General features: G+C 70.2%; 27 protein-coding genes. 11 read left to right on the forward strand and 16 right to left on the reverse strand.

The window, feature by feature from the left end; translation table 11 throughout:
- Positions 1–102: 102 nt before the first annotated feature.
- The 3 genes from K1T34_RS25135 to K1T34_RS25145 are packed head-to-tail and all read right to left on the reverse strand — an operon-like array spanning position 103 to position 3,438.
- Positions 103–2,454 (reverse strand): WXG100 family type VII secretion target, encoded by a 2,352-nt coding sequence (locus K1T34_RS25135; RefSeq protein ID WP_220246632.1) that lies wholly within the window; start codon positions 2,452–2,454, stop codon positions 103–105.
- Complete coding sequence (locus K1T34_RS25140; protein WP_220246633.1) at positions 2,451–2,768, reverse strand: type VII secretion target; 318 nt, start codon at positions 2,766–2,768, stop codon at positions 2,451–2,453. The genes K1T34_RS25135 and K1T34_RS25140 overlap by 4 nt, the downstream gene beginning before the upstream one ends.
- Positions 2,769–2,784: 16 nt before the next feature.
- Entirely contained in the window at positions 2,785–3,438 is a 654-nt protein-coding gene (locus tag K1T34_RS25145) for a YbaB/EbfC family nucleoid-associated protein (RefSeq protein WP_255638694.1), read from the reverse strand.
- A gap of 116 nt (positions 3,439–3,554) precedes the next feature.
- On the opposite strand from K1T34_RS25145, the gene K1T34_RS25150 reads away from it, so the two are divergent.
- From K1T34_RS25150 to K1T34_RS25170, 5 genes are all read left to right on the forward strand, one after another.
- Positions 3,555–4,181 (forward strand): TetR/AcrR family transcriptional regulator, encoded by a 627-nt coding sequence (locus tag K1T34_RS25150; RefSeq protein WP_255638695.1) that lies wholly within the window; start codon positions 3,555–3,557, stop codon positions 4,179–4,181.
- 154 nt (positions 4,182–4,335) lie between these two features.
- On the forward strand, positions 4,336–5,574 hold the full coding sequence (locus K1T34_RS25155; RefSeq protein ID WP_220246634.1) for a cytochrome P450: 1,239 nt from the start codon (positions 4,336–4,338) through the stop codon (positions 5,572–5,574).
- 24 nt (positions 5,575–5,598) lie between these two features.
- Positions 5,599–5,793, forward strand: coding sequence for a ferredoxin (locus tag K1T34_RS25160; RefSeq protein ID WP_220246635.1), 195 nt, complete (start codon positions 5,599–5,601; stop codon positions 5,791–5,793).
- A gap of 133 nt (positions 5,794–5,926) precedes the next feature.
- Positions 5,927–6,448 (forward strand): hypothetical protein, encoded by a 522-nt coding sequence (locus tag K1T34_RS25165; protein WP_220246636.1) that lies wholly within the window; start codon positions 5,927–5,929, stop codon positions 6,446–6,448.
- Positions 6,449–6,492: 44 nt separating this feature from the next.
- Positions 6,493–7,278: a TetR/AcrR family transcriptional regulator gene (locus K1T34_RS25170; protein WP_220246637.1), complete on the forward strand. Its 786-nt coding sequence runs from the start codon at positions 6,493–6,495 to the stop codon at positions 7,276–7,278.
- 134 nt (positions 7,279–7,412) lie between these two features.
- On the opposite strand, the gene K1T34_RS25175 is transcribed toward K1T34_RS25170, so the two are convergent.
- The 6 genes from K1T34_RS25175 to K1T34_RS25200 form a co-directional block, all read right to left on the reverse strand.
- Positions 7,413–7,649, reverse strand: a complete 237-nt coding sequence (locus tag K1T34_RS25175) for a ferrous iron transport protein A (RefSeq protein WP_220246638.1) — start codon at positions 7,647–7,649, stop codon at positions 7,413–7,415.
- Positions 7,646–7,870, reverse strand: a complete 225-nt coding sequence (locus tag K1T34_RS25180; RefSeq protein ID WP_220246639.1) for a glutaredoxin family protein — start codon at positions 7,868–7,870, stop codon at positions 7,646–7,648. Before K1T34_RS25180 ends, K1T34_RS25175 begins: the two co-directional genes overlap by 4 nt.
- Complete coding sequence (locus K1T34_RS25185) at positions 7,867–9,987, reverse strand: phage holin family protein (RefSeq protein WP_220246640.1); 2,121 nt, start codon at positions 9,985–9,987, stop codon at positions 7,867–7,869. Before K1T34_RS25185 ends, K1T34_RS25180 begins: the two co-directional genes overlap by 4 nt.
- Complete coding sequence (locus K1T34_RS25190; RefSeq protein WP_220246641.1) at positions 9,984–10,577, reverse strand: DedA family protein; 594 nt, start codon at positions 10,575–10,577, stop codon at positions 9,984–9,986. The genes K1T34_RS25185 and K1T34_RS25190 overlap by 4 nt, the downstream gene beginning before the upstream one ends.
- Entirely contained in the window at positions 10,574–11,362 is a 789-nt protein-coding gene (locus tag K1T34_RS25195; protein WP_220246642.1) for an MBL fold metallo-hydrolase, read from the reverse strand. The genes K1T34_RS25190 and K1T34_RS25195 overlap by 4 nt, the downstream gene beginning before the upstream one ends.
- Positions 11,363–11,808: 446 nt before the next feature.
- Complete coding sequence (locus K1T34_RS25200) at positions 11,809–14,043, reverse strand: germacradienol/geosmin synthase (protein ID WP_370643782.1); 2,235 nt, start codon at positions 14,041–14,043, stop codon at positions 11,809–11,811.
- Between the two features lie 253 nt (positions 14,044–14,296).
- Between K1T34_RS25200 and K1T34_RS25205 the strand changes: the two genes are divergently transcribed.
- Positions 14,297–14,608, forward strand: coding sequence for a GNAT family N-acetyltransferase (locus K1T34_RS25205; protein WP_220246643.1), 312 nt, complete (start codon positions 14,297–14,299; stop codon positions 14,606–14,608).
- Between the two features lie 13 nt (positions 14,609–14,621).
- On the opposite strand, the gene K1T34_RS25210 is transcribed toward K1T34_RS25205, so the two are convergent.
- Positions 14,622–15,056, reverse strand: coding sequence for an SRPBCC family protein (locus tag K1T34_RS25210; protein ID WP_220246644.1), 435 nt, complete (start codon positions 15,054–15,056; stop codon positions 14,622–14,624).
- Between the two features lie 274 nt (positions 15,057–15,330).
- Between K1T34_RS25210 and K1T34_RS25215 the strand changes: the two genes are divergently transcribed.
- From K1T34_RS25215 to K1T34_RS25235, 5 genes are all read left to right on the forward strand, one after another.
- Positions 15,331–16,347, forward strand: a complete 1,017-nt coding sequence (locus tag K1T34_RS25215; RefSeq protein ID WP_220246645.1) for a S1 family peptidase — start codon at positions 15,331–15,333, stop codon at positions 16,345–16,347.
- 72 nt (positions 16,348–16,419) lie between these two features.
- Positions 16,420–17,274 carry a hypothetical protein gene (locus K1T34_RS25220; RefSeq protein ID WP_220246646.1) on the forward strand — a complete coding sequence of 285 codons (855 nt, stop codon included), beginning with the start codon at positions 16,420–16,422 and terminating at the stop codon, positions 17,272–17,274.
- Positions 17,275–17,372: 98 nt separating this feature from the next.
- Positions 17,373–17,789, forward strand: a complete 417-nt coding sequence (locus tag K1T34_RS25225; protein ID WP_220246647.1) for a hypothetical protein — start codon at positions 17,373–17,375, stop codon at positions 17,787–17,789.
- Entirely contained in the window at positions 17,790–18,749 is a 960-nt protein-coding gene (locus K1T34_RS25230) for a zinc-binding dehydrogenase (RefSeq protein WP_220246648.1), read from the forward strand.
- A 52-nt stretch (positions 18,750–18,801) separates the two neighbouring features.
- Positions 18,802–19,557 carry an SDR family NAD(P)-dependent oxidoreductase gene (locus tag K1T34_RS25235; RefSeq protein WP_220246649.1) on the forward strand — a complete coding sequence of 252 codons (756 nt, stop codon included), beginning with the start codon at positions 18,802–18,804 and terminating at the stop codon, positions 19,555–19,557.
- On the opposite strand, the gene K1T34_RS25240 is transcribed toward K1T34_RS25235, so the two are convergent.
- The 6 genes from K1T34_RS25240 to K1T34_RS25265 all read right to left on the reverse strand — a co-directional run bounded on the left by K1T34_RS25240 (position 19,554) and on the right by K1T34_RS25265 (position 25,887).
- Entirely contained in the window at positions 19,554–19,970 is a 417-nt protein-coding gene (locus tag K1T34_RS25240; protein ID WP_220246650.1) for a VOC family protein, read from the reverse strand. The two genes, K1T34_RS25235 and K1T34_RS25240, sit on opposite strands and share 4 nt — an antisense overlap.
- 61 nt (positions 19,971–20,031) lie before the next feature.
- A complete protein-coding gene (locus tag K1T34_RS25245) occupies positions 20,032–20,448 on the reverse strand; it encodes a hypothetical protein (protein ID WP_220246651.1) in 417 nt (138 codons plus the stop codon).
- The gene (locus tag K1T34_RS25250) at positions 20,448–21,266 is read right to left on the reverse strand and encodes a heavy metal-binding domain-containing protein (RefSeq protein WP_255638696.1); all 819 of its coding nucleotides are present in this window, start codon (positions 21,264–21,266) and stop codon (positions 20,448–20,450) included. The genes K1T34_RS25245 and K1T34_RS25250 overlap by 1 nt, the downstream gene beginning before the upstream one ends.
- A 10-nt stretch (positions 21,267–21,276) precedes the next feature.
- Positions 21,277–22,119 carry a heavy metal-binding domain-containing protein gene (locus K1T34_RS25255; RefSeq protein ID WP_220246652.1) on the reverse strand — a complete coding sequence of 281 codons (843 nt, stop codon included), beginning with the start codon at positions 22,117–22,119 and terminating at the stop codon, positions 21,277–21,279.
- Positions 22,120–22,177: 58 nt separating this feature from the next.
- Positions 22,178–23,416: a diguanylate cyclase gene (locus tag K1T34_RS25260; RefSeq protein WP_255638697.1), complete on the reverse strand. Its 1,239-nt coding sequence runs from the start codon at positions 23,414–23,416 to the stop codon at positions 22,178–22,180.
- A gap of 1,229 nt (positions 23,417–24,645) precedes the next feature.
- Positions 24,646–25,887, reverse strand: coding sequence for an MFS transporter (locus K1T34_RS25265; protein ID WP_220246654.1), 1,242 nt, complete (start codon positions 25,885–25,887; stop codon positions 24,646–24,648).
- Between the last annotated feature and the right edge of the window lie 118 nt (positions 25,888–26,005).

Consider the following 26,005-nt stretch of genomic DNA (forward strand, 5'->3'; position numbering starts at 1 on the left):
CGCGCGCCGAGCCGGCTCGGTTGTTTCGTTGGTGTGCGGGCAAAACACCGCGCCCCTGGCGGCCTTGTGGGCTGCCAGGGCCGCGGTGGTTTTCGTGGCGGGCTAGTGGCCGCCGTCTGCTGGGGGCTGGTCGCCGCCCGCGTTGGCGTTGGCCCAGCCGGTTTCGGCTGTTTTCTGGATGTCGAGCATCTGCTTCATGATCTCCTGGCCGCCCTTGACCGGCCACGCCCACATTTCCTTGGCGCTGTCGGAGTCTGCGACCCACTGCTTGAGGATCGAGAAGGCTTGCGGGTGGTTCGCCTTCAGCTGGTTCTCGAGGTACTTGTACTTGGCGAAGGCGTCCGGCTGGTGCTGCTTCAGCCAATCCTCGTGCGCCTTCGTCCACGGGGTCTTCGGCGGCTGGTTGGCCGGGGGCGCGGCGGCGTCGTCGCCGTGGTGACTGGCAGGCGGCGTGCCGTCGTCTCCGTGGTGGCTGCCTTGGGTTCCGCCGTGGCTGCCGTCGGAGGCTGCGTCGTCTCCGTGGTGACTGCCTTGCGTGCCACCGTGGCTGCTGTCCGAGGCGGCGTCGTCGCCGTGGTGGCCGCCCTGGGTTCCGGCCGTCGAAGCCGCGTCGTCACCGGAGTGGGTGCCGGGCGGGGGCACGTCGTCCTTGGGTGAGACGGGCGGCGGCGCGTCGTCGCCCGCGTGGCTGCTCGGCGGAGGTGTCGCGGCGTCGTCGCCGGAGTGGGTGCCCGGCGGGGGGACGTCGTCCCTGGGCGGGACCGGCGGTGGGACGTCGTCACCGGCGTGGGAGGCCGGCGGAGGTGTCGCGGCGTCGTCGCCCGAATGGGTTGCCGGTGGCGGAACGTCGTCCTTGGGCGGCACCGGCGGCGGGACGTCGTCGCCCGCGTGGGAGGCCGGCGGAGGCGTCGCGGCGTCGTCGCCCGCGTGGGAGGCGGGTGGCGGGGTGGCCGCGTCGTCGCCGGAGTGGGTTGCCGGGGGTGGGACGTCGTCCTTCGGGGGCACGGGCGGCGGCACGTCGTCGTCGGCGTGGGAGGCCGGCGGGGGTGTGGCTGCGTCGTCGGTGTGGGTTGCCAGGGGCGGGACGTCGTCCTTCGGTGGGACCGGAGGTGGGACGTCGTCACCGGCGTGGGAAGCCGGGGGAGGCGTGGCGGCGTCGTCGCCGCCGTGGGTGCCGCTGCCGGAGCCGCTGCCAGAACCGGACCCGCTGCCAGAACCGCTGCCGCCGGCGGGCGGGGGGACGTCGTCCTTCGGGGGAACCGGCGGTGGGACGTCGTCGCCGGCGTGCGAGGCCGGGGGTGGGGTCGCGGCGTCGTCGCCGCTGTGGGCCGGGGGCGGAGGCGTGGCGGCGTCGTCGCCGGCGTGGGTGCCGCTGCCAGAACCACTGCCACTGCCCGAGCCGCTGCCAGAACCACTACCCGAGCCTGAACCCGAGCCCGAACCACTGCCGCTACCCGAGCCCGATCCAGAACCCGAACCACCCGCGGGCGGAGGCACATCGTCCTTCGGCGGCACCGGCGGCGGAGTAGCCGCATCATCACCACTGTGCGCACCGGAAGACCCAGCGCCGCCACCCGAGCCGCCGCGGCTGGGGACCGGGCCCAGCGGGATGTCGTCACCAGCGTGGGCCCCGCTGCCGGCGGCGCCGCTCGCGCCCGGGCGGGTCTTGAGGCCCTTGACGACGTTGCCGATGCGCGCGGCCGAGCGGGTGGCCTGCGCGACGACCGCGGCGAGCTTCGCGCCGAGCGAGGTGGCGGTGAGCGTCGCCTGCGCGACGCACCAGCCGACGCCCGCGACGATCGAGGCGCCGAAAGTCGGGATGGCCGCCGCCAAAGCGATCAGCATCGTGGAGATCATGTCGCCCAGCACCGTGGTGATGAGGTCGCGGAACAGACCCCGCACGGCGGCGATGATGGCCATGTTCGTCTGGATCAGGTACGCCACGATGTCGGTGCCGTGGGCCTTGCTGTCCAGGTCGGCGGCGAGCTCCTGCATGCGCTGCCGGAACGTGTCGCCGGCGTTGCCCTGCCACTCCTTGATGTCGCCGTCCAAAGAGGACTTCTGGTCCTCGCCGATCTGCCGGATGGTCTCGGCGATCGTGTGCACTTCCTGGCTCAGCAGCTGGATCTGGTCCGGGTCGCCCATCAGCATGTCGAGCGGCTCGCGCAGGAAGCTCACGTGCTCGATCAGCCAGCCGAGCCCGGCCGAGATCAGGCTGCCCAGCGGGTTGAGCGCGAACTTCACCGTGTCCACGGCCGAAGCCACCACGCCGAGCCCGATCGAGACGCCCAGGGCCGCCTTGTCGGAGTCGTCGGCGGTCTTCATGTCCTCGCAGCTCTTGATGAGGAACGAGTACGAGTCGAGGAAACCCGCGCCGGAGAACTTGTTGGAGTCGGTGATCACCACCCCGGCACCGAAGTCGGGCTTGGCGTTCGGGTCGAACGTCGTGGTCACGTCGGGGTCCCCGCTGTCGTGATCGTCTGTGCGTGGTTGGTTTCCGTGGTGCGGTACTGGTCCGCGGCTGTGCGCGTGTTGTTGGCCTGGTCCGTGATCGCCTTCGCGGCGCCGTTGACCTGGTCGTGCAGCACACCGAGCGCGATGCGCGTCGGGATCCCCAGCACCTGGCCGACGACCACGCCGAAGGCGTTGATGTCGCCGCCGTTGACTTCTTGGATGCGGTTGGCCGCGGCCGTCACCTTGCCGCCGCGATCGTCCAGACCACTCGCGTACGTCGTCAGCACGTCGGGTTCGACGGTGTACCCGTCCATCAGCGCATCTCCCTCGTCACCACGGCTGCATCTCGTCGTCGTCGCCGTCCATGCGGCGGCGGTGCGGGCCCGACTGCGGCCTCGGCTGCTGGTCCGGCCGCGGCTGCGGCGGCGCGGGCGGCCCCGGCTGCGGAGCCGGCGGAACGGGGGGAGCGGGCGGCAAGGGCGGCGGCGGCATCCGCGGCGGCAGAGGCGGAACCTGAGACGGCTGCGGCGGCACGCCACCGGCGGACGGCATCCGCGGCGGCGCGGGCGGCGGCGGGGTGCGGTCCTCGGCCTCGGGTTCACCGGGCTGGCGCGGCGCGTCCTGCGGTTCGTCTTCCTCGGGCTCCGGCGCGGGCAGGAAGGACCGGACCACGTCCATCACCTCGGTGCCGCCGGCCAGTGGTTCGAGCGCGTCGGCGACCTCGCGCGACACCTGTCGCTGGGCCTTGCCGTAGGTCTCCATGATGGTGGCGGTGAGCTGGGCCCCGCCGGACGAACGCAGCGCCCGGTCGTCGATGTGCAGGTTCTTCAGCGCGCCGTTGGGGGTGACGGTGACCGTGACCAGTCCGTCCGACGAGCGGGCCTTGCCTTCGGCCTCGGTGAGCTTCTCTTGCAACGCAACGCTTTTCGCGCGCATGTCGTCCACGCGCCGCTGGAAGTCGTCCAGCCACTCCTGCTCGTCCACCAGGAAAAAAATATCGAGATGTCCGGCCTGCCGGGGTGAACCACAGATGACGGGTCGACGACGAAACGAGACGGCCCGTCCGACGCCCGGGCAGGTCAAGCGGTAAGAATGGGCACGTGCCGGAAGAAGTCGAGGTCAGCGCCGGGCGCACCCGGAACAGGTGGGGCGAGGGCGACCGGCTGCGCGGGGAGATCCTCGACGCGGCCAGCCGGCTGCTGTCCGAGCTCGGCGGTGAGGACGGCCTGACGATCCGCGGCGTCGCCCGCGCGGTCGGCATCGCGCCGGCGAGTATCTACCAGCACTTCACGGACCGCTCCGCGCTCGTCGCGGGCTTGCTCGACCACGAGTTCGCGCGGCTGCGCGCCGCGATGGAGGCGGCCGAGGCGAGCGAGGACCCGGCGGACGTCGTCGGCCGCGTGCGCTCGCTGATCCATGCGTACTGCAGCTTCGCCATGGAGAACCCCGGCCACCACCGGCTGATGATGGCCAACGGCGCCACCCGCGCGACGCCCGACGCGTACCCGAAGGGTCCGTTGCCCGACCTCATCGAATTGCTCACGACCGGCTTCGCGCGGTGCGACGCGGCGGGCTTCTCGCTCAGAGTGCCCGCCGAGCGGGCCGGCGTGATCGCGTTCGTCGGCGCCCACGGCCGCGTCGCGCTGTTCCACAACTCGCCCGTGCGGGGCGGCGCCGACTCCGTCCTGCCGTTCGTCGACGAGCTCGTTTCGCTCGTTTTCGCCTGAGTCACGGGCGTTTTCTCCCGTTTCCACCCGACCGCTCTCGGCCGTCCCGGTGATCTTGTCCACGGAGGTGGCCAACTCTCCACCAGATTGCCTAACATGTGTTCAGTAAGTATCCGAACAATCGTTTGGTAACTCTCCGTGGGAGGGATTGTCGATGACGGAGGTTCTCTCGTCCTCGTCGCAAGGCGTGTCCGACGCCCGTGAGCCCGAGTACCCGATGTCGCGCGGGCGCTGCCCGTTCGACCCGCCGCCCGAGCTCGAGCGGCGGCTGCACGACGAGCCGGTGTCCCGCGTCCGGATCTGGGACGGCAGCGAGCCCTGGCTGTTCACGCGTTACGAAGACGTCCGCGCGCTGCTCCGCGACGCGCGCGTCAGCGCCGACACCGACCTGCCGGGCTACCCGCCGCAGTCGCCGGGCGTCGCGGCCCGGCGCAAGCGCGCCAAGGCGTTCATCAGCATGGACGACCCCGAGCACGCTTCCCAGCGCCGGATGCTGACCGCCGACTTCATGGTCAAGAAGATGGAGCGCCTGCGCCCGCGCATCCAGAAGATCGTCGACGAGCTGATCGACGACATGCTGGCCGGCCCGAAGCCCGCGGACCTCGTGCAGGCCTTCGCGCTTCCCCTGCCTTCGCTGGTGATCTGCGAGCTGCTCGGCGTGCCGTACGAAGACCGCGCGCTGTTCCACCGCCTCAGCAAGGTGCTGGTCTCGCAGGAGGCCACACCGCAGCAGTCGCTGGACGCGGTCGAGGAACTGCTGGCCTACCTGAGCCGGCTGGTGGAGCAGAAGCTGACGGACCCGGGCGACGACGTGCTGAGCCGTCTCGCGACCGAGCAGGTGGCCACCGGGACCATGACCGCCGACGACGTCGCGGCGATGGGCCAGCTGCTGCTCGTGGCCGGTCACGAGACCACGGCCAACATGATCGCGCTCGGCACCGTGGCGCTGCTGGAGCATCCGGAGCAGCTCGACCTCGTGCGCGACGGTGACGCACCGCTGGTCGCCAACGCCGTGGAGGAGCTGCTGCGCTACCTCACGATCGTCCACACGGGACGCCGGCGCGTCGCGTTGGAGGACATGGAGGTCGCGGGCCGGCGGATCCGCAAGGGCGAGGGCCTCATCGCCGCTTCGGACGTCGCCAACCGCGACGCCGAGGCCTTCCCTGACCCGGACAAGCTCGACGTGACGCGCAAGGCCCGCCACCACGTGGCGTTCGGCTACGGCGTGCACCAGTGCCTCGGGCAGCCGCTCGCGCGCGTCGAGCTGCAGGTGGTCTACAGCACGCTCTACCGGCGGATCCCGACGCTGAAGCTGGCGGCGCCGTTGGCGGAACTGGACTTCAAGAACGACATGCTGGTCTACGGCGTGCACTCGCTGCCGGTGACCTGGTGACTCTTTCGGAAAGGACTTGCTGAGATGAAGGTGGTCATCGACCAGGACCGGTGCGTCGGGGCGGGCCAGTGCGTGCTCGCGGCGCCGGAGGTGTTCGACCAGCGCGAGGACGACGGCATCGTCGTGCTGCTGGACGACAACCCGCCCGAACAGCTGCACGACCAGGTCCGCGAGGCGGCGCAGATCTGTCCCGCGCTGGCGATCGAGCTGGCGGGCTAGCGCGTTCCTTGTTGTCCATTGTGGAACCGGTCGGGCGCCACACGGTGGTGTGACGCCCGACCGGGGAATGTCGTGGTCGGCGCGGTGCTGGCTAGGGTGACTCGTCCTGGTTGCCGGGGAAGGGAAATCCGCCGTGTCGCTCCGCCGTCTCGTGTCCGTGCTGATCGCCGCGCCGGCCCTGCTCGCGGCGGGCGCCGTGCCCGCCGCGGCGTCCATCGCACCGATCCCGCCGTCGCCGCTGCGGTGTGCCGCGGTCGGTGACGTCGCGGCCACGCTGAATTCCCGCGTCGAGGCCATCGTCGCCGAGATGGGCTCCAACCCGAACGGCACGGCGAACCCGGTGGCCACGGCGTTCAACGACGCCACCGCCGACCTGCCCGCCGCGCCGGCCACGGGCTGCGCCACCGATTCGGCCGCGGCCGACACCGTCGTGCACTCGGTCTTCACCTACGTGCGCGCCGTGAACCGCTTCTCGCCCACATTGACGCCGACGATCAGCCTCGTCGTGGACCCGAGCGTGAGCAACTTCGTGTACGCCGTGCAGACCGCGTCTCCGGGCACCTACACCGACACGTCGCGCGCCATCACGCCGGAAATGCGCGGCGAGCTGCTGCAGGGCAAGTACGTGCTGACGGTCACCGCGCTCGGGTTCTGACCCGGGCTTTATGCTGTAAGGAGTCGCCGTTCAGGGGGTTCCTCGTGGTCGTCTTCGCCGGGCAAGGGGACGCCCGCCGCTCGATGGAGCTCCTGTGGCGCAAGGACGTCGCGCCTCGTGGCGGCGGGCCGGGGCCCAAACCCGGGCTGAGCGTGGACGCCATCGTCGCGGCGGCCGTGGAAATCGCCGACGCCTCGGGAATGGGCGCGCTGTCCATGCGGGCGGTGGGCGAGCGCCTGGGCCGGACGGCGATGGCGCTGTACACGTACGTGCCGGGCAAGACCGAGCTCATCGACCTCATGTACGACCAGACGCTGACCGAGCTGCGCGACGACCACGACCTGTCCGGCGGCTGGCGCCCCGCGGTGGTCGCTCTGGCGCGGGAGCTCTGGGACTTCCACCTGCGGCACCCCTGGTTGCTGCAGGTGTCCTACGCCCGGCCGGTGCTGGGGCCGGGCGAGTTCCGGATGCAGCAGCTGGTGCTGCGGGTCCTCTTCGCGACCGGTCTGCCTGCCGCGCGGGTGCGATGGATCGTGGGCGCGTTGCTGAATACGGTCCGCGGCTCGGTGCAGATCGCCGCCGAATCACGCCAGGTCTCCCGCGAGACAGGACTGTCCGAAGAGGACTGGTGGTCCTCGCGGGCGGCGGTGCTGGGGGAGCTGGTGCCGGATTTGGTGTCGCGGTATCCGTTGGTGGGCCGGTTGGGTTCGGAGCAGCCACCGGTCGCGTCGGACGAGCCTTATCTTGAGCGTGAGGCGCGGCTCAGCCTGGAGTCGGGTCTGGATCTCCTTCTGGACGGTATCGAGGCGGCTATCGCTCGGGAGAGCTGATCGACCACCGGACTGCGAAACGTTGGCGCGCTGAGTCGGGCAGGCGTTGTTCGGTTGCGTGAAAGGATCGAGCGACGAGAAGCCTCCGCGAGGGAGCGACTAGGGTCCCTTTGCTTGTTGAAGGGCACCGATCGTCACAGGTCTCCGGGTGGCGGGCCACTCGATTTCGGACGGCGGCGCTCCGGAGCGGGCGGCACCGGCTTCGCCGCGACTACGTCGGACAACGGCACCACCACGAGGCCACGCTTCGTTTCCACTGTGCAGGAAGAAGAATCACGGTCCCGCAGCTCGCCGAGGGCGTCCGTGAAGCCGCCCTCGATGCGGTAGCGGACCACGACGCGGGTGCCCAGTGGCAGGTCCAGGAGGATCACAGGCGTGCCGCGAGTTCGTCGTCCGACGGTTCCACCAGGTGGGTGCCGTCGGTGAAGACGATGGTCGGGATGCGGCGCGCGCCGTGCTGGAGGGAGCGCACCAGCGTCTCGGCGGCGGGGTCCGCCTCGACGTCCACGTAGTCGTACGCCACGCCGCGGGAGTCGAGCAGCGCGCGGCTGCGTTTGACGTCCGGGCACCAGTTCGCGCCGTACACGATCATGAAGCCACCTCCGAAACGGCAACCGAAGCAGACGAAGCGGGCACTCCATGCCCCAGGAACGTCAGCCAGTCGCGGAACACGTGGTGCACCGCCTCCGCCCCGACGGGTTCGCCGGGCGCGGGGAACGAGCGCGGGTGCAGGATGAAGCCGCGCTGCTGCGGGCCGCCGAGGGCGCCGTGGGACCCGACGTGCCGCTCGAACGGCGACGACTGGTCCGACTCCGGGTCGTAGCGGCTGTTGATCATGATGTCCGCGCAGTGCGGGAACGAGTCGACACGTTTGACCAGCTCGTCGGCGTACGGGCCGTAGTCCGCCAGCGGGTCCTCGCCGACGACGACGCCCGTCGCGAGGCGCTTCAGGCCGTCGCGGCCGAGGACGACGGGGCCGAACTCCGAGCTGTGCACCAGCATGAACCCGACGCCGTCGTGGTCGACCAGCGTCGGCAGCAGGTCCGGGTACTCGCGCTCGATCGTCTCCAGGTTCACGCGGCCCTCGTGCTCGGTGAACGACACCATCGCCAGGTGCCCGGACACCACGCAGACCACGCCGGGCGCCACGCGCGTGACCTCGCCGGGCGAGCCGCTCGTGGTGCGCGGCCGGTTCTCGGCGCACTCGGCGTCCTCGACGCGCGAACGCAGCCGGCGCGCGATCAGGCCGCCGGTGGTGGTCGCCTCGGCGAGCGCCGCGTTGACCTGCCAGCTCTCGGCCTGCCGGCGCTTGCCGTGCTCGGCCACGGGCGCGCCGCCGCACAGGCGGCCGACCAGGGCTTCCATGGTTTCGCCGAAGCGGTCGACGAACGCGTGGCCCTGGGTCTGGCCGTGGTCCGACAGCCCGACGATGTGGTAGCGCCGCGGCGCGATGCGGCTCGTGCGCAGCAGTCGCGCGAACTGCTGGTCGATCGAGCGCAGCACCTCCAGCGTGTCGAAGCGCTCGATGCCTGAGTGGTGCGCGACCTCGTCGTAGCCGAGGAAGTCCGCGTACACCACGGGCCGGCCCGCCAGCATGTCGCCGATGATCGCCGAGACGACCACGTCCCGCGCGATCACCGTGGTGCCCGGGCGCGCGAGCGGGTAGAAGCCGCCGCGCGGGATCCGCGGCACCACGCCCGCGCGGCGCTGCTTGGCGGCCGCGGACAGCTCGCGGAAGACGTCGATGAGGGCCACGCCGAACGTCCGCAAGACGTTGACCGGGTTCGCGAAGTACGCGCGGTAGCCGGCGCCGACGGAGTCGTGCCGCGGGCCGCGAACCTTGCGCGGCACGAGGACCGGGATGGAGCTCATGGTGAGGCTCACGTGCTCGGCGTCGCCGGAGAACAGGTTGCCGTGGCTGGCGCCGTCGCCCGCGAGCAGGCCGCGCCCGTTGGTGTGGCGGCGCTCGATCTCGGCCGCGTCGCTCGGGTGCGCGCACGCCATCACGTGGTCGCGGTCCTTCTCGTACCAGCGGAACCCGAGGATGTCGTGGTTGGAGCCGTGGAGGATGCCACACACGCTGGCGCCGGTCTGCGAGCTCCAGTCGGTGTGCCAGCGCGTGAGCGAATGCGTGCCTTCCGACAGCCACGCGGCGAACGTCGGCATGTCCCCGTCGCGCACGGCGCGGCGCACGGTGTCGTAGCCCAGCCCGTCGATCTGTAGGAAGACGACGCCGGGCGGCTCCTCGGCGAGGTCCTCACCGGGCGCGTGCTTGCGCCGACGGCGTGCGGCCCGGCGGAAGAAGATCTCGTCCTCGTCCACGGCGAGCGCGCTCGAGATCAGCGCGCCGACGGCCGACATCACCACCGTGATGATCACCGCCGTCCCGAACCCGGACAGCTCGACGCCCGGCACGGCCTGCAGGATCGCCAATGTCGCCGCGCCCAGCAGCAGGTACGTGCCCACGCCGAGCGTGAAGTACGCGATCGGCCACGCGACCCGCACCACCCACGGCCACACCACGGACGTGAGCAGCCCGAGGATCAGCGCGCACACGGTGGGCTGCCACCACGACCGCATGCTGAACCCGTCGAGCCACATGTCGAGCAGCCGCAACGCGCCCGTCACCGCGGCCCACACCAGCACCACGCGGGCGACGACCCGGCCGCCGCCCAGCAGGCGCCCCTTCGACGGAGCGGGTGTCGTCACTGATGTCCTCCAGTCCGTTCGGCCGCCCGCGCGCGCAGCTTGCTGATCACCGTCAACAACACGGTCACCAGCAGCACGAGCACGGTGGCCAGCAGCGTGGCGATCAACGGCGAATCGAAGATGCCGCCGCTCACGATGCCGAGCAGAGAATAGGCAACGGCCCACAACACGCAGGCCACGAGCCCCGCCGGCAGCAACTTGCGCCACGGGTACCCCAGCGTGCCCGCGGCCAGCAGCACCGGGATGCGCCCGGCCGGCACGAGCCTTCCGATCACGACCAGCTGCCAGCCTCGGCGCGCGAACTGCTCCCGCCCCTTGGCCAGCCGTTCGGCCTGCTGGCGCTTCTCCACCCACCGCAGCAGCGGTTCGCTCCCGAACCTGGGCACGGCGAAGGTCAGTACGTCCCCGAGATACGCGCCGGCGATCGCCAGCAGGATGACCAGCGGCAGCGACAGGTGATCCGTCGTCGTCGCGACGGCCGCCGCCGCACCCACCAACGCTCCCGTCGGCACGATCGGGATCACCGACCCCAGCAGGACCCCGCCGAACAGCGCCGGGTAGCCGATCGCCGACGGGTCCGACCAGTTCACGCCCGTTCCTCGGGGGCGGGCAAGGTCACTTCGGCGCCGGGCCGGGTGATCAGGACGTCCGTCGGCAAGCCCGCTTCGACCACGTGCTCGGCGAATGTTTCCGGCGGCTCTACGAGGAGCTTCTTCATCTGCTTCGTCAGGTGGATTCCGGGGACGGCCAGCGTCCCCCAATGGACGGGGACGACCGCCGCGGCTTTGAGCAACCCTGCTGCCACGGCGGCGCGTTCGGGGGTGAGGTGCCCGGGCCCGAGGTTCGGGCCCCAACCCCAGACGGGCAGCAGGGCGACGTCGACGGGACCGAGTTGCTTCATGCCTTCGAAGAGGTCAGTGTCTCCGGCCGAGTAGACCCTGGTGCCGTCCGCTTCGAGGAGGTGGCCGAGGGCCGGGCTCTGCGGCCCGTGGGTGAGCCGCGGTCCCCAGCGGTGGCCGGAATGGACGGCTTCTGTCGCGGTGATCCGGAGGTCGCCGTCCTGGAGGGTTTCTCCGGGGGCGATTTCTTCGACGTTGTGGACCCCGTGCTTCCTCAGCCACGCGCCGGCGCCCTTGGGGACGACGATCCGCGCCTTGCTGAGCAGGCGGAGCGAGGGAAGGTGCAGGTGGTCACCGTGCAGGTGGGAGATGAGGACCGTGTCCACCCCGGCCCAAGCCGACGAATCGGGCAGCGGGACCACCCGCGTTAACGGTCCCACACGCTTCGTGAGCACCGGGTCCGTCAGCACCACCCGCCCACCGAGCTCCACTCGCGTCGTCGCGTGGCCGAGGAAGTGCAGGTTCAAGCCTCTCACGCTTCGAGTATCACCTGATGAGGGCGAAAACGCCCGGAGGAGTGGTGGGTTGCACCCTGATCGGGTCGATCTTGTGTGGGGTTGGTGCGTGGTGGACGTGGTCGGATGGCTCGGCTACCTACGGAGCTGCTGGGCGGGGCGGGGCAAGCATGTTCCCAACGGTCACCGGTCCACCGTCACGCAGCTGAACCACCCGCCGGACGTACCGGCAAGACGGCCAACCATCTACCCAATGGTCACTTATCCACCGTCACGCAGCTGAACCACCCGCCGGACGTACCGGCAAGACGGCCAACCATCTGCCTAATGGTCACCGATCGGCAGACACGATTCCCGACTCAACCACCCGACAAAGCCGTCGGTTTCTCCGGCTAACCTTTCCCCGGCCGGCCCCCGGCGAAGCACTTTCTTCTACAGTTGGACGGTAGGTGGCTGCTTGGGGTGGGTTACCTGGCGGCAGAGAGGATGGAGGAGATCCTCAGTGAGCCTGTCCCCAAACCCGTTGGGCCTGCTGAGAAGGCCAGCGCGGCCAGGGCATCATCCGGAACGCCAGGGCGGCGGCGGATTTCCTCTTCCGTGTACCTGGCGCAGCCTTCGTGCCAGTTCAGGATTCCCGCCATCCAGTCCTTCAGTTCATCTGTGTAAGCCGTCAGTGCGGCTCGGACGTCCTCGTCGAGGGAGAAGTCCGAGAACAGGCCCGGTAAACCGACGTCGACAGCGTGTTCGAATTCCTTCATTCGGGCGGTCATCAAATCGTTGACGATCTCGAAAGCCGTCTGCTCATCCACGTCGAGGAAGTTGCGGACCACCAGTACCGAGTTGTGAAGCTCGCCTTCGTACTGGATTTCCTTCTTGTACGAGAACACGTCGTTCAGCAGGCAGGCATAATCCATCGCCGAGTGCTCGATGGCCTGGATGGTTCGAGTCCGGTAGATCTCCGGCGGTATCAACCGCCCGTGAGAAATTCGGGACAGGCTCATCGTGAGGTCTGAGCCGAAGGTCTTGCGCCGCATTTCGACATAGTCGATTGGATCAGGGATTCGGTTCTCGGCCTGGTTTGCCATTTCCCAGAGCCAGCTCTCGCACATGTCGACAACGGCCTTGCGGAAGGCGCGGCGTGACTCCAGGCTCATCGGGCCGGCCGTCCGAAGCCACAGGTCGGCGAGGCCGGCCTCCAGTGACCCCTCTGGAGCAGGTATGGGCTCGTCGTCGAGTGGCATGAAGAGCTTGAAGCGCTCCGTGGCCGCCTTCGCCGCGCCCAGGTTGCGGGAAGCTCCGAAGACCACGGGGTAGTAGTCGTCCCCATAGGTGCCCCAGGCCAGCCAGGCGCTGGTCAGGTCCAGTTGCTCAGGGGAAGCGTCGGGGTGGATGCCGGCCGAGCACAGGGGGAGGTCCATGGCCCGCATCTTGTGCTCGTCCCAGACCACGCCGTCGAGGAAGCCCATCGAGGTGCACCAGTCGGCCAGGCGGTCGCGGACAGCGGCCAGGTGCGGGCTCAGGCGGAGCTCGAAAGGCATGTAGATCTCGGGTCGGACGATCGGGCCCACGGCCTCGTGCGGCTGGTGGGAGAAGGACCGCAAACGCTGGGGAGCGGTGCTCACCAAGGAGGAGAAGATGCGAGCAGCCGAGGTGCCCAAGCCGGTCGGGCCGCCCAGCAACTCGGGGCCGCCGCGCGAGTCGAGCGCGCCTTCGTTCATGTAGCGGCTGGAGCGCAGGTGCCATTCGTGGCCGCCGGACTGCCAGTCCTGGAGGCCCTTGACGTAGGCGAAGGTCTCGGCGCGGCCGGACAGGTCCACGGCGTGTTCGTCGAATAGAGCCGGGACTTCGGTGAGGGCGGTGTGTTCGAACTGGTGCAACCGGGACGTGAGGAGGTCGTTGACGGCGTCGGCGGCTTCCTGGGTGGTGCAGCCGAGGAACTTCTCGAAGACGAGCACGCCATTCGAAAGCTCGCCCTCGTCTTCGACCTCGCGTTGGTAGGAGAACAAGTCGTTGCGGAGGTGGACGGCGTCGGCGAAGCAGTCGCGCAGGACCTCCATGGGGCGGGAGGCGGCGATGGCGTCGGGAACTTCGGCGTGGACCGAGTGCTCGATGAGGTTCGCGGACCAGGGTGCGCCGCCGACCTTGCGGCGCATTTCGATGTACTCGATGGGGTTTGAGACGCGGCCCTCGTTGATGTTGGCGAGTTCCCACAAGGACTCGTCCAGCAGGTTGCGCGTGCTTTCCACGAAGCGGCGGCGCCAGCCCTCGGAACGATGCGGGACGGTGCGGTTCCACAGGTCCTCGAGCCCACGTTCGACGGGGTTCTCCGCGGTCGCCGTGATGTCGCCCGTGACCGGCATGAACAGGGCGATCCGGTCGAGGTAGGCGCGGGCGCTGTCGATGTCGCCGGTGCGCTTGAACAGCTCCAGGAAGTGGTCGTCGAAGTAGAAGACCCAGACGTACCAGTCGGTGATGAGGTCGAGCTCCGTCGCGCCCGCGTCCGGGTGGGTGTAGGCGCAGAGCAGCGCGTAGTCGTGGGAGTCGAAGTCGTGTTCGTCCCAGATTACGGTGCCGTGCTGGGGGACGTCGATCATGTCCATCGTGTACGCCCACGCCTTGCTGTGCTCCCGCGCACCGTCGAGGTGCGGGTTCAGCCGGGCCGGGTAGGGCATGTAGAACTCGGGCAGAGCGAACGGCTGCACAGCGCGGTCCTGGCCTTCCCAGTGGTGGTCACCGACCCAGAGAATCAACCAAACGCGCCGGGCGCCCCGGAAGGTCCGCGCGGGCGTTCCACCCGATCGCTCGCACCGTGTCGCCCGGGCGGCCCAGCCCGGATCACGCCTGAGTCGTTTCCGGGGCCGCCGCGTCATACTTCGGTGAAGATCAACGCACGCCGGGGAAGTACGGCAGGCTGTCCGGCGTTCACCTGAATGCCCAGACTTCGAGGAGCGACGAATGAGCGACGAGACCCGCGTGGTCCGCAACGACGAGAAGCACCGCTACGAGGTGTACGCGGACGACCAGCTGGCCGGCTTCACGCAGTACCTCCTGCGCGACAACCAGACGGTGTTCACCCACACCGAGATCGACAAGGCCTTCGGCGGCCGCGGCCTCGGCACCACGCTGGCCACCTACGCGCTGGACGACGTCGTGGCCAACGGCGGGGTGATCGTGCCGGTTTGCCCGTTCATCGCGGCTTTCCTGCGCAAGCACACCGGCTACGAAGAGCACGTCCAGTGGCCGGAAGGCACTTCTGACGCGCAGTAAGTCCTTTGTGGACTCAGCCGAGCCGCTCGGCGAGGACGCCCGCGCGGGCGAGTTGTACCGCGCGGGCCCGTGAAGCGGCGAAGCGAAGTAGGCCCGGCGGCGTGTGCAGCCGCAGCGTGTCGGTGACGCGCGTGCCGCCGCCGTCGGGTTCGAGGTCGAACCGGTAACCCATCCGCACGCCGCCGGGCGACACCACGTCGCCGTGGACCGCCGCCGTGCCGGTGGTGCGGAGCGTGACGACGATCGGGTTGTCGTGGCGCAGAAAGCCGAAGAAGCGGAACCGCTCCACCGCGGTGTACCGCGTCAAGCCTTCTTCCCGTGCGACGTCGCGCACCTCCACCACCAGCGGTGACAAGCCGACGTAATTCGAAGGCTCCGCGAGGTGGGCGACGACGTCCGCGGGCGGTGCGGCCACGGTGAACGCGTGGCTCAGCTCGGTGTCGGGCACGCGCCGACCTTAACCGGAAGCGCCGCCCCGCGATTGCCCCGTGGCGCCCGGCGGGTAACCCATCCCGGTGAATGGTGCGGTCGCACGGCTGTTCGGCCTAGTGCTCCTGAGCCGAACGGGTGCGAGCAGGCCGATTTGCCCGGATGACTTGGTTATTAACCAACCTTCGTCGGTGGTGCGTTGGTTGCCTGGCAACAAAAGTGTGGGGAGTCCCACCGTGGTTTGCGCGAGCCGCTCGCGCAGGATCCGTCCAGCTCAACTGGAGGAAGATTCCATGACTTCCCGGAAAACGTTCGTCGCCGGCTTCACCGTGTTCTCCGCGGCGGCGCTTACGGCCGGCCTTTGCGTGAGCGCGGCTTCGGCCAGCCCGCTCGCCTTCGCGCAGATGCAGACCCAGGCCATCACCCAGGCGACGCAGGTCGTCGACAGCCTCGGCCTGTCGGGCGGTGGCATCTACCTCGACAACGGCAAGGCCATCGTCAACGTCACCGACGCGGCCGCCCAGCAGAAGGCCGAAGCCGCCGGCTTCGCCACGAAGCTGGTGAAGCACAGCTTCGCCGCGCTGACCAACGCCAAGAACTCCCTCGACGGCGTGAAGAACGTGCCGCAGACGGCGTGGGGCATCGACACCAAGAACAACCAGGTCGTCGTGAAGATCTACGACGCGGCCTCGAAGACCACCGTCGACAAGGTCACCGCGGCCGCCGCGAAACTGGGAGACTCCGCCCGCATCGAGCACCGCGCCGGCAAGCTGTCGACCTACATCGCCGACGGCGACTCGATCAACAACGGTCAGTTCACCTGCTCCCTCGGCTTCAACGTCACCCGTGGCGGCGAGCCGATGATGCTCACGGCCGGCCACTGCACCAACGAGGGCGGCACCTGGTCGGGCGGCGACGTCTCCGGCGCCCGCGTGGTGGAGAGCGACTGCCCCGGTGCGGACTCCGGTCTGCTGACCCGCCCGAACGGCTCGGGTGACGGCGCCATCAACACCGGCCAGACCATCAGCAGCGCCGGCACGCCGACCGTCGGCGAGCAGATCCAGAAGCAGGGCCAGACCACCGGTGGCGGCAGCGGCGAGGTCACCTCGGTCGACGAGTCCGTGAACTTCGACGTGGGCGTGCTCAACCACGAGTTCGGCACCACCGCGCACACCGACCACGGCGACTCGGGCGGCCCGGCGTACGACGGCTCGAAGGGCCTCGGCACGCTGTCCGGCGGCGACACCGTGACCAGCTACTTCTACCCGCTCACCCTCGAGCTGCAGTCCTATGGGCTCGAGCTCGCCTGATAAAGCGCTACGGAAGGCCCCTCCACTCGAAGCAGCGGTGGAGGGGCCTTCTTCGTGCGTACGCTGACGGTCATGGAGCCGAATTCGAGCCTGGCCAGGCGGTTCTGGGTCGCGCTGGAGCCCCTGCACGCCGTGGTCTACTTCGCGTCCGAGCCCGCCGCGGCGGCGAAGGAAGTGGGTCTGCGCGGCTGGTGGATGGGGTACTTCGCGGGCCGCGCGGCGCCGCTGGGCCCGATCGGCCCGGGGCCGGTCACGTCGATGTTCTACGGCTTCGCGCCCGGGATGGTCGCGCGCGCCCTGCCCGACGCGTGGACGTTCGCGAAGCCGGAAGACGTGCTGCAGACCCGGATTCTCGCCGTGGAAGCCGCTTTGACGCGGTTGCTGCCATCGGGCGCCGAACTCGACGAACTGACCGGGCTGCTCGAACGCGCCGTCGCCGGCTGCCGCTTCGACGGCCGTCCGCTCGCCGCCGCGTGGGCGTCGGCCGAACCTCCCGACCGTCCGCGCGCCCGCCTCTGGCTCGCCACCTGCGCCCTCCGGGAACACCGCGGCGACGGCCACGTGCTCGCCGGCGTGTCCGCCGGGCTGTCCGGCCTCGACGCGAGCCTCACCCACATCGCCGCAGGCGCCACGACCCGCGAGATCGTCCAGCGTGCCCGCGGCTGGACCGACGAGGAGTGGGAAGACTCGAGGGCCCGCCTGCTTTCCCGTGGCCTGCTGGACTCCGCCGGCCGGCTCACGGCGAGCGGCGCCGCCGTCCGCCACGACGTCGAGGAGATGACCGACCGCCTGGCCGCGGACCCGCTCGAAGCGCTCGGCCCGGACGGCGTGGACCGCGTGCTGCAGCTGGCCGTACCCCTCAGCCGCGCGGTCGTCGACGCGGGTGGCCTCCCGATCCCGAACCCGATGGGTGCCGTCCGGCCATAAAGACGGAGAAAACCCGCGGCTCGGTTCTCGAGTCGCGGGCCGTGCGGTGTCCGCAGGCGGTCTCGTGGACCGCGCGCGGACACCGCCGTCCTCAGTCGGTGAGCGGCGCGGCGGCGTTGCGGCCCCGCAACAGGTCGTACTGGCAGCGCAGCTCGTGCGCCTGCCTTGACAAGGTCGACTACTTGGTCGGACGTGAAGGGGAACTGCGGGCGCTCGCACGTGATCTCGACGACGACGCCGACTTTGAGGAAGTCGCCCGTAAGTTGCTGGCGATGCCCGTGGGTGCGGTTTGCGCGGTGGAAGCGTTCGGCTGCCGCATCCGCTCGAAGAACCTGCTGGAGCGCGTGAGCCTGCTGACGAACAACCTGGCCAAGGTCGCCGCGCTGGAAGCCGCGGGAATTGTGGTGAAGCGGGAGAAGTTGATCGTCGACCACCCCGGCGAGCACACGTCGCGCTACCTCGAAGCCAAAGAACGGCACGGCCACGCGATCCTCACCGCTGGTAGCTTCGCCTGAGTGAAGGCTGCGTTCGTCGAGAAGCCCGGCCCGGTCGAGGAGATCCGCTTCGGCGACCTCCCCGATCCCGTGCCGGCGCTCGGTGAGGTGCTCGTCGAGGTCGTCGCGAGCACCGTGAACCCCGTGGACACGTTCGTGCGCAACGGGATGTGGCCGGTGCCGGGGCCGTGGCCGCTCGTGCTGAGCCGGGATTTCGTCGGCCACGTCGCGGACTCGGCGAACGGCTTCGCGGCCGGGGAAACGGTGTGGGGCAACAGTCTCGGGCACGGCGGACGACAGGGTGCGGCGGCCGAACGCGTTGCTGTCGCGGCAGATCGGTTGTACCGCCTGCCCGCCGGAGTGGATCCGTTCGACGCCGTCGCCGTGGTGCACCCCGCGGCCACGGCGTACCTGGCGTTGTTCACACACGGCGGGCTGCGCGCCGGGCAGACTGTGCTGGTGGTCGGCGGTGGCGGCAACGTCGGGACCGCGTTGATCGAGCTCGCCGCCGCGGCGGGTGCGCACGTGGTGGCCACGGCGTCGGCGGCGGATCTGGACCACTGCGTGACTCGCGGCGCCGATCTGGCGCTGGACTACCGCAAGACCGAGCTGCCGGACGGCATCGACCTCTACGTGGACACCTCCGGCACCAACGACCTCGAAACCGCCGTGGCGCACCTGGCGTTCCGCGGCCGGGTCGTGCTGCTCGCGGGGCCGCGCACCCGGCCGGTGCTGCCCGCCGGCGAGCTGTACCTGAACGACCAGTCCGTGGTCGGGTTCGTCATCTCCCGGGCGACGGCCGCCGAACTGGCCAATGCGGCGGCGGCGCTGAACGAGCGGTTCGCCGCCGGTGGTCTGCGACCGCGGGCGGTGGAGCGGGTGCCGCTCGCCGAAGCAGCCGAAGCGCACGGGCGAATGGAACGTGGTGAGCTGCACGGGCGCCGGATCGTGCTCGTCGTCGGAGATCCTGTCGATTCCTGAGCACCTCGTTCGACGCACGGGTGGAAGCGGAAGCCCGACGAACGGAGAGCCCATGCTGCTCGAAGGAAAGAACGCAGTGGTCTACGGCGGTGGCGGAGCGATCGGCGGTGCCATCGCGTGCGCGTTCGCCGAGGAGGGCGCACGCGTCTTCCTGGCCGGCCGCACCCGCGCGAAACTCGACAAGGTCGCCGACGAGATTCGCGCGGCGGGCGGGCGCGCCGACGTCGAGGAGCTCGATGCCCTGGACGAGCAGGCCGTCGACGAACACGCCGACGCCGTTGTCGCCGCGGGAGGCAGCCTCGACATTTCGGTCAATGTCATCACCCACGGCGACGTGCAGGGCACCCCGCTGCTGGAAATGTCCTTGGCCGACTACGAACAACCGGTGGTCACCGCCGTGCGCACGACGTTTCTCACCATGCGCGCGGCCGGCCGCCACATGAAACGCCAAGGTGGCGGCGTCGTGCTCGTCTTCGGCGGCGACGGGGATCCGGTGCGCAGCCACCCGGTCGGCGGACTGCAGGTGGCGTTCGCCGCGCTCGAAGCCATGCGCCGGCAACTCGCCGCGGAGCTGGGCGGCCACGGCGTCCGCACCGTCACCCTGCGGACCGGTGGCGTGCCCGAATCGCTCCCCGCGGATTTCGCGCACACCGAGGCGGTCACGGAAGGAATCGCGAAGGGCACCATGCTCGGCCGACCCGCGACGCTCGCGGACGTCGGCGCGGTCGCCGCGTTCGTGGCCTCCGACCGCGCCCGCACCATGACCGCCGCGACGGCCAACATCAGCTGTGGCGCACTCGTGGATTAGCTCTTGCCACGCGCCGAGATCTGCTGCACGGCCCAGGCGTTGCCATCCGGGTCGGAGAAGTGAAAGAAGCCGATGTTGTCGAGGTCCTCGGGCCGGCCCGTGGCCGGGTCGGGCCCGAGGAGCTGGATCTCGCTGACGTCGACGCCGCCCGCGAGCAGCGTCTCGCGGGCGCGCGGCAGGTCGGCGACCACGAGCTGCAGGCCCTTGAGCGACCCGGGCGGCATCGGGGGCACCACGCCCTCGCCGACGACGATCGAGCACCCGGAGCCCTGCGGGGTCAGCTGCACGACGCGGGCGCCGGGCCCGACCACGGTGTCGTGGTCGACGTGGAAGCCGCACTGCTCGGCGTAGAACGCCTTCGCGCGGTCCACATCGGACACGGGAACGATGACGACCTCGAGTGTCCAGTCCATCCCCGAGTTCTAATCGGGCAAACCAGGCGGGTCAAGGTTCGGCGGTTCAACCACGCCGGAGTCAGCTACCCAGGAACCGCGACAACGCTTCGCGCGCCTTCGCGTCCCGAGAAGCCAGGGCCTGCAGCTCCTCGGCGAGCACCGTCACCCACTCCTCGACGTCGGTGTCCCGGCGGCTGATCACGACCCCGCGCACCACCTGGCGAATCTCGCCCGTGACCCCGCCGGACCGGCCGGCCGTGAGCACGAGCAGCTGGTGCGGCGTCGACACGCGCACCTCCACCGGCTGCCCGAGGCGCCCGGCCACGCGGTCGGCGAAGCTGCGCCGCCGGTCGATCTCGACCATGCCCGGCGGGAGGGCGTCGCCGAGGGTCTCGGACAGCACGCGGGTGTAGGACTCGACGTCGGCGCGATCGGCGCGCAGGGCGGCCACCAGGAGGTGGAACTCGCCGGCCGGGCCGAGCTCTGACCCGGACATCAGTCGGTGAGGGGCAGCACGAGCTGCGGCTTGGTGATGCGGTGGTCGGGGCGCAGCGGCTTCACGGCGGTGCCGATGGCGAAGAACTCCGTCGTGTGCCCGCCCCATCGATGCGGCAGTGACAGCAGTTGCACCCCCACGATGCCTTCGGCTTTCAGCTGCTCGGCCTCGGCCTGCATACGCGACATCGCCAGCTCACGCGCGTCGTAGAGGGCCTCGGTGTACTGCGGGATCTCCACGTTCTGCCCGATATTGCTCATCGCCTGGCGGAACCGCTGGTGCGCGATGTGGTAGACGCACGTGCCCATCACCATGCCCAGCGGTGCGTAACCGGCTTGCACGAGAGTCCAGAAGTCCTGGCCGGACAGGTCAGACGTGAACGGCTTGCCCGTGTTGTTGCGCCACTCGCCGGGCTCGTCGGCCTTCACCGCGGTACCGACGGCGACGAACTCCGCCAGGTCGCTGCCGAACTCCTTGAACTCGATCTCCAGGCGTACGGCCACGATCCCGTCGGCGCCCAGCAGGTCGGCCTCGGTCTCCATGCGCGTCATCGCGAGCTCGCGCGCGTGGTACATCGCGGCCGACAGGCGGTCCATCTCCTGGTTCTTGCTCCAGCGCCCCATCTGGAACCCGACGTGGTAGATGCTCGATCCGAGCACCAGGCCCAGCGGGCGGAAGCCGGCCTCGCGCACGAGCAGGAACTCGTTCACGCTCAAGTCGGACGTGAACAGGCTCGTTGCCTGCCCCGGCCGCATCTCGGCGAGCCGGCGCATCGCATCCTCGGGGATGTGTTGCGCGGCGGGGTCCGTGGTCGTCACGGGGCCTCCTTCAAACTCGGTTCAGCGGCAGGATGGTGAGCGCGGACGTGGGCGCGGAGCTGCCGACGTGGAATCGGGCGATGGCGGTGCCGAACACGCTCGCCACCCCGGCCACGGCCACCTCGCCCAGCTGCCACGTGTCGAGCGACATCCGCGAGACGATCGCCCCGTCGGCGCCGGTGGTCTGCACGGTCTTGCGGAACTGGCTGCGCGCGTCGGCCCGCACCTCGGTGACGAGCCGGGTGTGGGCGTCGACCTCGACGTTCCCGGCCCACATCGTGGTCTGGTACTGCATGTTGTAGTCGAACGTGGTGTGCGCCGAGATGCCGATCGCGACGGCCGCGGGCACCCAGCCGGCCTGCATCAGCTTGCCGACGTCCTGGCCCGGCAGCTCGGTGGTGAACACGCGCCCGGGCCGTTGCGGCGTCTCCGCGCGCACCGCGGAGCCGAGCGCGACGAACTCCTGCATGGTCTCGTCGAGCCGAGTGACGGACGTGGTGATGCCGAGGACGCCGTCGGCGCCGATCGCCTCGGCCTCCAGCCGCAGCCGGTCCAGCGCGACGCGGTAGCCCTGACGGAGCGCGTCGGCGTAGATGGCGGCCTGCTGGTTGGGCGTGATGCCGAAGCCGGAGGTCCAGCCGAGGCGCTCCACGACGCACCCCATGACCTCCCCCACGGGGGTGAATCCGGCGACTTCCGCGCCGACCGCGCCGGGGACGCTCAGCAGCGAGGTGCGCAGGCCGGACGAAGCGAACCGGTCGACGCGCGCCCGCGCGACCGGCGGCAGTCCATGGCCATCCCAGTCGGGCACTCGGACCTCCTCGCGGGCCTCGGCGCGGCCCTCAGCGTCCATCGTGGCACGAGGGGGAGACGAAGTCGGAACGAGAAGGCGGGGTTGTCCGGAACGTCCTTCAGTGTGTGGCGAGCTCCACGCGGTTGCGGCCCGCCTGCTTCGCCCGGTAGAGGGCGGTGTCGGTGGCGACCAGTACGTCGTCGACGCCGGTGAGGTGCTCGGCCGGGTAGAGAGCGCAGCCGATCGACACGGTCAGGTCGCTGATGACCGTGTCGCGCTCGGGCAGCGGCACGACGACCTGCGGGATGCGCCGGCGGATGCGGTCGGCGAGCTGGCCGAGCTGCTCCATCGTCGGCACGTTCGGCAGCACGATCGCGAACTCCTCGCCGCCCCAGCGGCCGCAGATGTCCTGGTCGCGCACCTCGCTGCGCAGCGCGAGGGCGATCTCGCGCAGCACGACGTCGCCCGTCGGGTGGCCGTAGGTGTCGTTGATGGCCTTGAAGTGGTCGAGGTCGAGCAGCAGCACGCCGACGGTGCCGTTGCCGGTGCGGGCTCGCTCGAGGTACTGCTCGGCGAGCGTGCGCCACCAGCGCTTGGTGGCCAGGCCGGTGGTCACGTCGGTGCGCGCGTCGCGCTGGAACTGCGCGAGCAGCAGGCCGCGGTGCAGCGCCACCAGCGCCACGACCACGCCGGTGAGCACCAGCGGGTTGGCCAGCAGGAGCAGCGCGGCGGTGACCAGGCCCAGGCCGATCGCGCCGGCTTCCAGCAGCTGGTCGCCGAAGCCGGAGAACAGGTCCGAGAGAGAGCGCGGCGGGCTCGAGAGCGCGATGGCCACCATCACCAGCGCCGTGTTGATGGCCCAGCGCAGGGCGGCCGCGAAGATGATGACGACCAGGTCGGTGAGGCCGGGCAGGAAGCCCGTGGCCGGCACGCCGGGGTAGTGGTGCATGCCCAGCGCGAGCACGGCGACCGCCGCCTGTGTGCCGCACAGCACGGTCGCGGCGGAGAAGATCCAGCGGTGGGGGAGCACGGGCCGTTCGCGTGGCCAGACGCGCCACCACGCCATCGCGTAGGTGAACACGACCATCGCCGTGGCCAGCACGGCCGGCAGCGCCACCACCGCCGCGATGCTCCACACGGCCTTGGTGTCGACGTACGCGACCGTGGGCGCGCGGTTGTACTCGCGCTGGCGCTCGATGTGGCGCGTCGCCTCGATGGCGACTGCCGCGCACACGGCCAGCACGCCGAAGCGGATCAGGTCCTGCTGGTGCACGGGCACCAGCCACGCGGTGCTCACCGACGCCAGGATCGCCAGGAAGTTGACGAGGAGCACAAAAGTGCGGACATGAGAGGGCAACCGCCAAAGGCGCCAGCCCGTGAACCATCCGGCAGACCGGTTTGCTCGTCCGCGCACTCTTCACCTCACCCGGTTGGCTTCTACCGTAAACGACGGGGCGCGCCGTGTGCCGCCCGTGGTCCGGACTCTGGGACCTGGCCGGGGAATTTCGCCCGGACAGCCCAGTGCCCGGCCTGCGCAGAGGGGAGGTGACCACTGAGCGTAGTGGTGGCCCGCCGCGATTCCTTGGCGTACCTGGGAATCCGCGGCCTCCGGCCACTGAAGCCACTGACGTGCGACAACCACGATCGGTGACCGGCGGGCTCAGCGAAACCGCCGGTCGGCGCGGCCCTGGCGAGGAGGTGACGACGGTGCGCGACAACAACTGGACGGTCTCCGCCTGAGTGGTCTGGACCGTTGAGCTCGACCTGAGGTCGAGAGTTCCGGTGTTTTCGGTGCGTTCTGCGGGAGGAGGTGTCCACGGTGCAGGACAACAACTGGTGAGTCCGAACTGTTGGCGAACCGCGACGTGGAAAGGAGGTCCGGCCGTGCGGGACAACAACTGGTGACGGCCGAAGTCCGCTGAACAGCCGAGGTGAAAGGGGGTATAGCCGTGCGTGACAACAACTGGTGACCGACGAGCCCGACGAAGCACTGGCAGGGAAGGAGGTTTCGGCGATGCGTGACAACAACTGGGCCCGCTGAGGTCCTGAGGTCAGACCAACGAACACGACGAACGGAGAGGAGACGCCGGTGCGTGACAACAACTGGACCCGCTGACGCAAGTGGCCAACGTCCGTGACGAGTGGAGAGGAGCCGCGCGTGCGTGACAACAACTGGACCCGCTGATCCCCGCCCGACAACCCCGATAACCCCGACAACTCCGACGAGCCGAGAGGAGCGCCAGGTGCGCGACAACAACTGGACTCGCTGATCCCCGCAGGCGACCCCGACGAGCCCGAGAGGAGAAGCACGTGCGTGACAACAACTGGACCCGCTGAACCCCGCCCGACAACCGAGACGACCCCGACCGAGACGACCCCGACCAGCCGAGAGGAGCGCCAGGTGCGCGACAACAACTGGACCTGCTGAACCGAGCCCGGCGAACACCCGACGAGGGGGTGAAAGGCATGCGTGACAACAACTGGACGTGAGTCCTGCCCGCGAGCGGGCCCGACCGTGCACGAGAGCCGCGAGCACCACGAGCACCACGAGGAGGTGGGTCGGTCGCCGGACGTGAGCCGTGAGGTTCAGGACGCGGCAGGTGGCGTGGCCCCGTCGAGAGGACTTCGACGGGGCCACGCCGCGCGCAGCCACGCCGTGGCGGCGAGGGCGGCGACCGTCGCACCGGCGACGGCCGCGACGGCCACCACGGTCGTGGGCGCGAGCACTTGCGCGAGCGCCCCGGCGGCCGCGATGGCGAGGCCCTGCGACGCCCGCAGCGCTGCGATCGCGACGCCGATCACCTGGCCGCGCTGCTCGGGCGGGGCGGCCAGGCTGTACTGCACCTGCGTGATCAAGTCGTGCGCGGAGAACATCCCGGACAAAGTCCACAAAACCACGATCACGACGAGCCCGGGTGTCCAGGCCGTCGGCAGCAGCATCAGGCTGGTCGCCATGGCGAGCGGCCCCAGCAGCCGCGCCTGACGTACGCGTGGCAGCCGGCTGAGCAGCACCGCGCCGAGCAGCGACCCGACGGGGTTGGCGATGAGCAGCCACGGCAGCACCCCCGTGCCGCCGAGCTGTGCGGCGATCGGCACGGCCAGGCCTTCGGGCACCACGTAGAACCCGCTGCAGCACGCGATCGCCAGCAACGACCGCAGCCGCCGGTCTCGCCCGACCAGCCGGCAGCCCGCGACGAGCGAAGCCCACTGGGAGGCCGCCGCGGGACCCCGCTCGACGACGTCGACAGGGTGCGGCCGCAGCCCGCAGCGCAGCGCGAGTGCCGACACCGCGAACGTCACCGCGTCCACCGCCAGCGCGCCCGTCACCCCGAGCCACGCGACCACCGCCGCGCCGGCGCCGAAGCCGATCACGAGCGCCGCCTGGTACGTCGAGGACAACATCGCCTGGCCGACGGGCAACCGGTCCGGCCCGAGGATGTCCGGCAGCACGGCCTGCCGCGCCGCCTGGAACGGTCCCGCCGCCAGCTGCACGGCCACCAGCAACGCCGCCGCGACCGGCCACGGCAGCCCGGGAATCGCCATCACGGCCACGAGCACGGCGCGCAGCACGTCGGCCACCACGAGCACCGTGCGGCGCGGGAACCGGTCGGCAAGGCCGCCGAGCGCGCCGCCGAGCAGATCGGGCAGGTAAGTCAACGCGTACGTGAGCGCCGCCCAGCCCGCGGATTCGGTACGGTCGAACACGAGAACCGTGAGCGCGACGCGAGCCAGTTGATCACCGGCGACCGACAGCACGTGCGCGAGCCACAGGGCCCGGAATTCGGTCACGCCGAACACGTTTCGGAATGACGGGGCCTCGGCGCTCATATGATCAGAGTGTCCCGGGTCGGCCACACGGAGCAACCCCCGCACTCACCGGTGGGTCGTAGGGACACCCGGGCGAGCGCCGTGAAAAACTTGGCGATCGCCGTCCGTGAACGTCGCA

Origin of the sequence: Amycolatopsis sp. DSM 110486 (assembly GCF_019468465.1) — a bacterium.
Lineage (GTDB): Bacteria > Actinomycetota > Actinomycetes > Mycobacteriales > Pseudonocardiaceae > Amycolatopsis.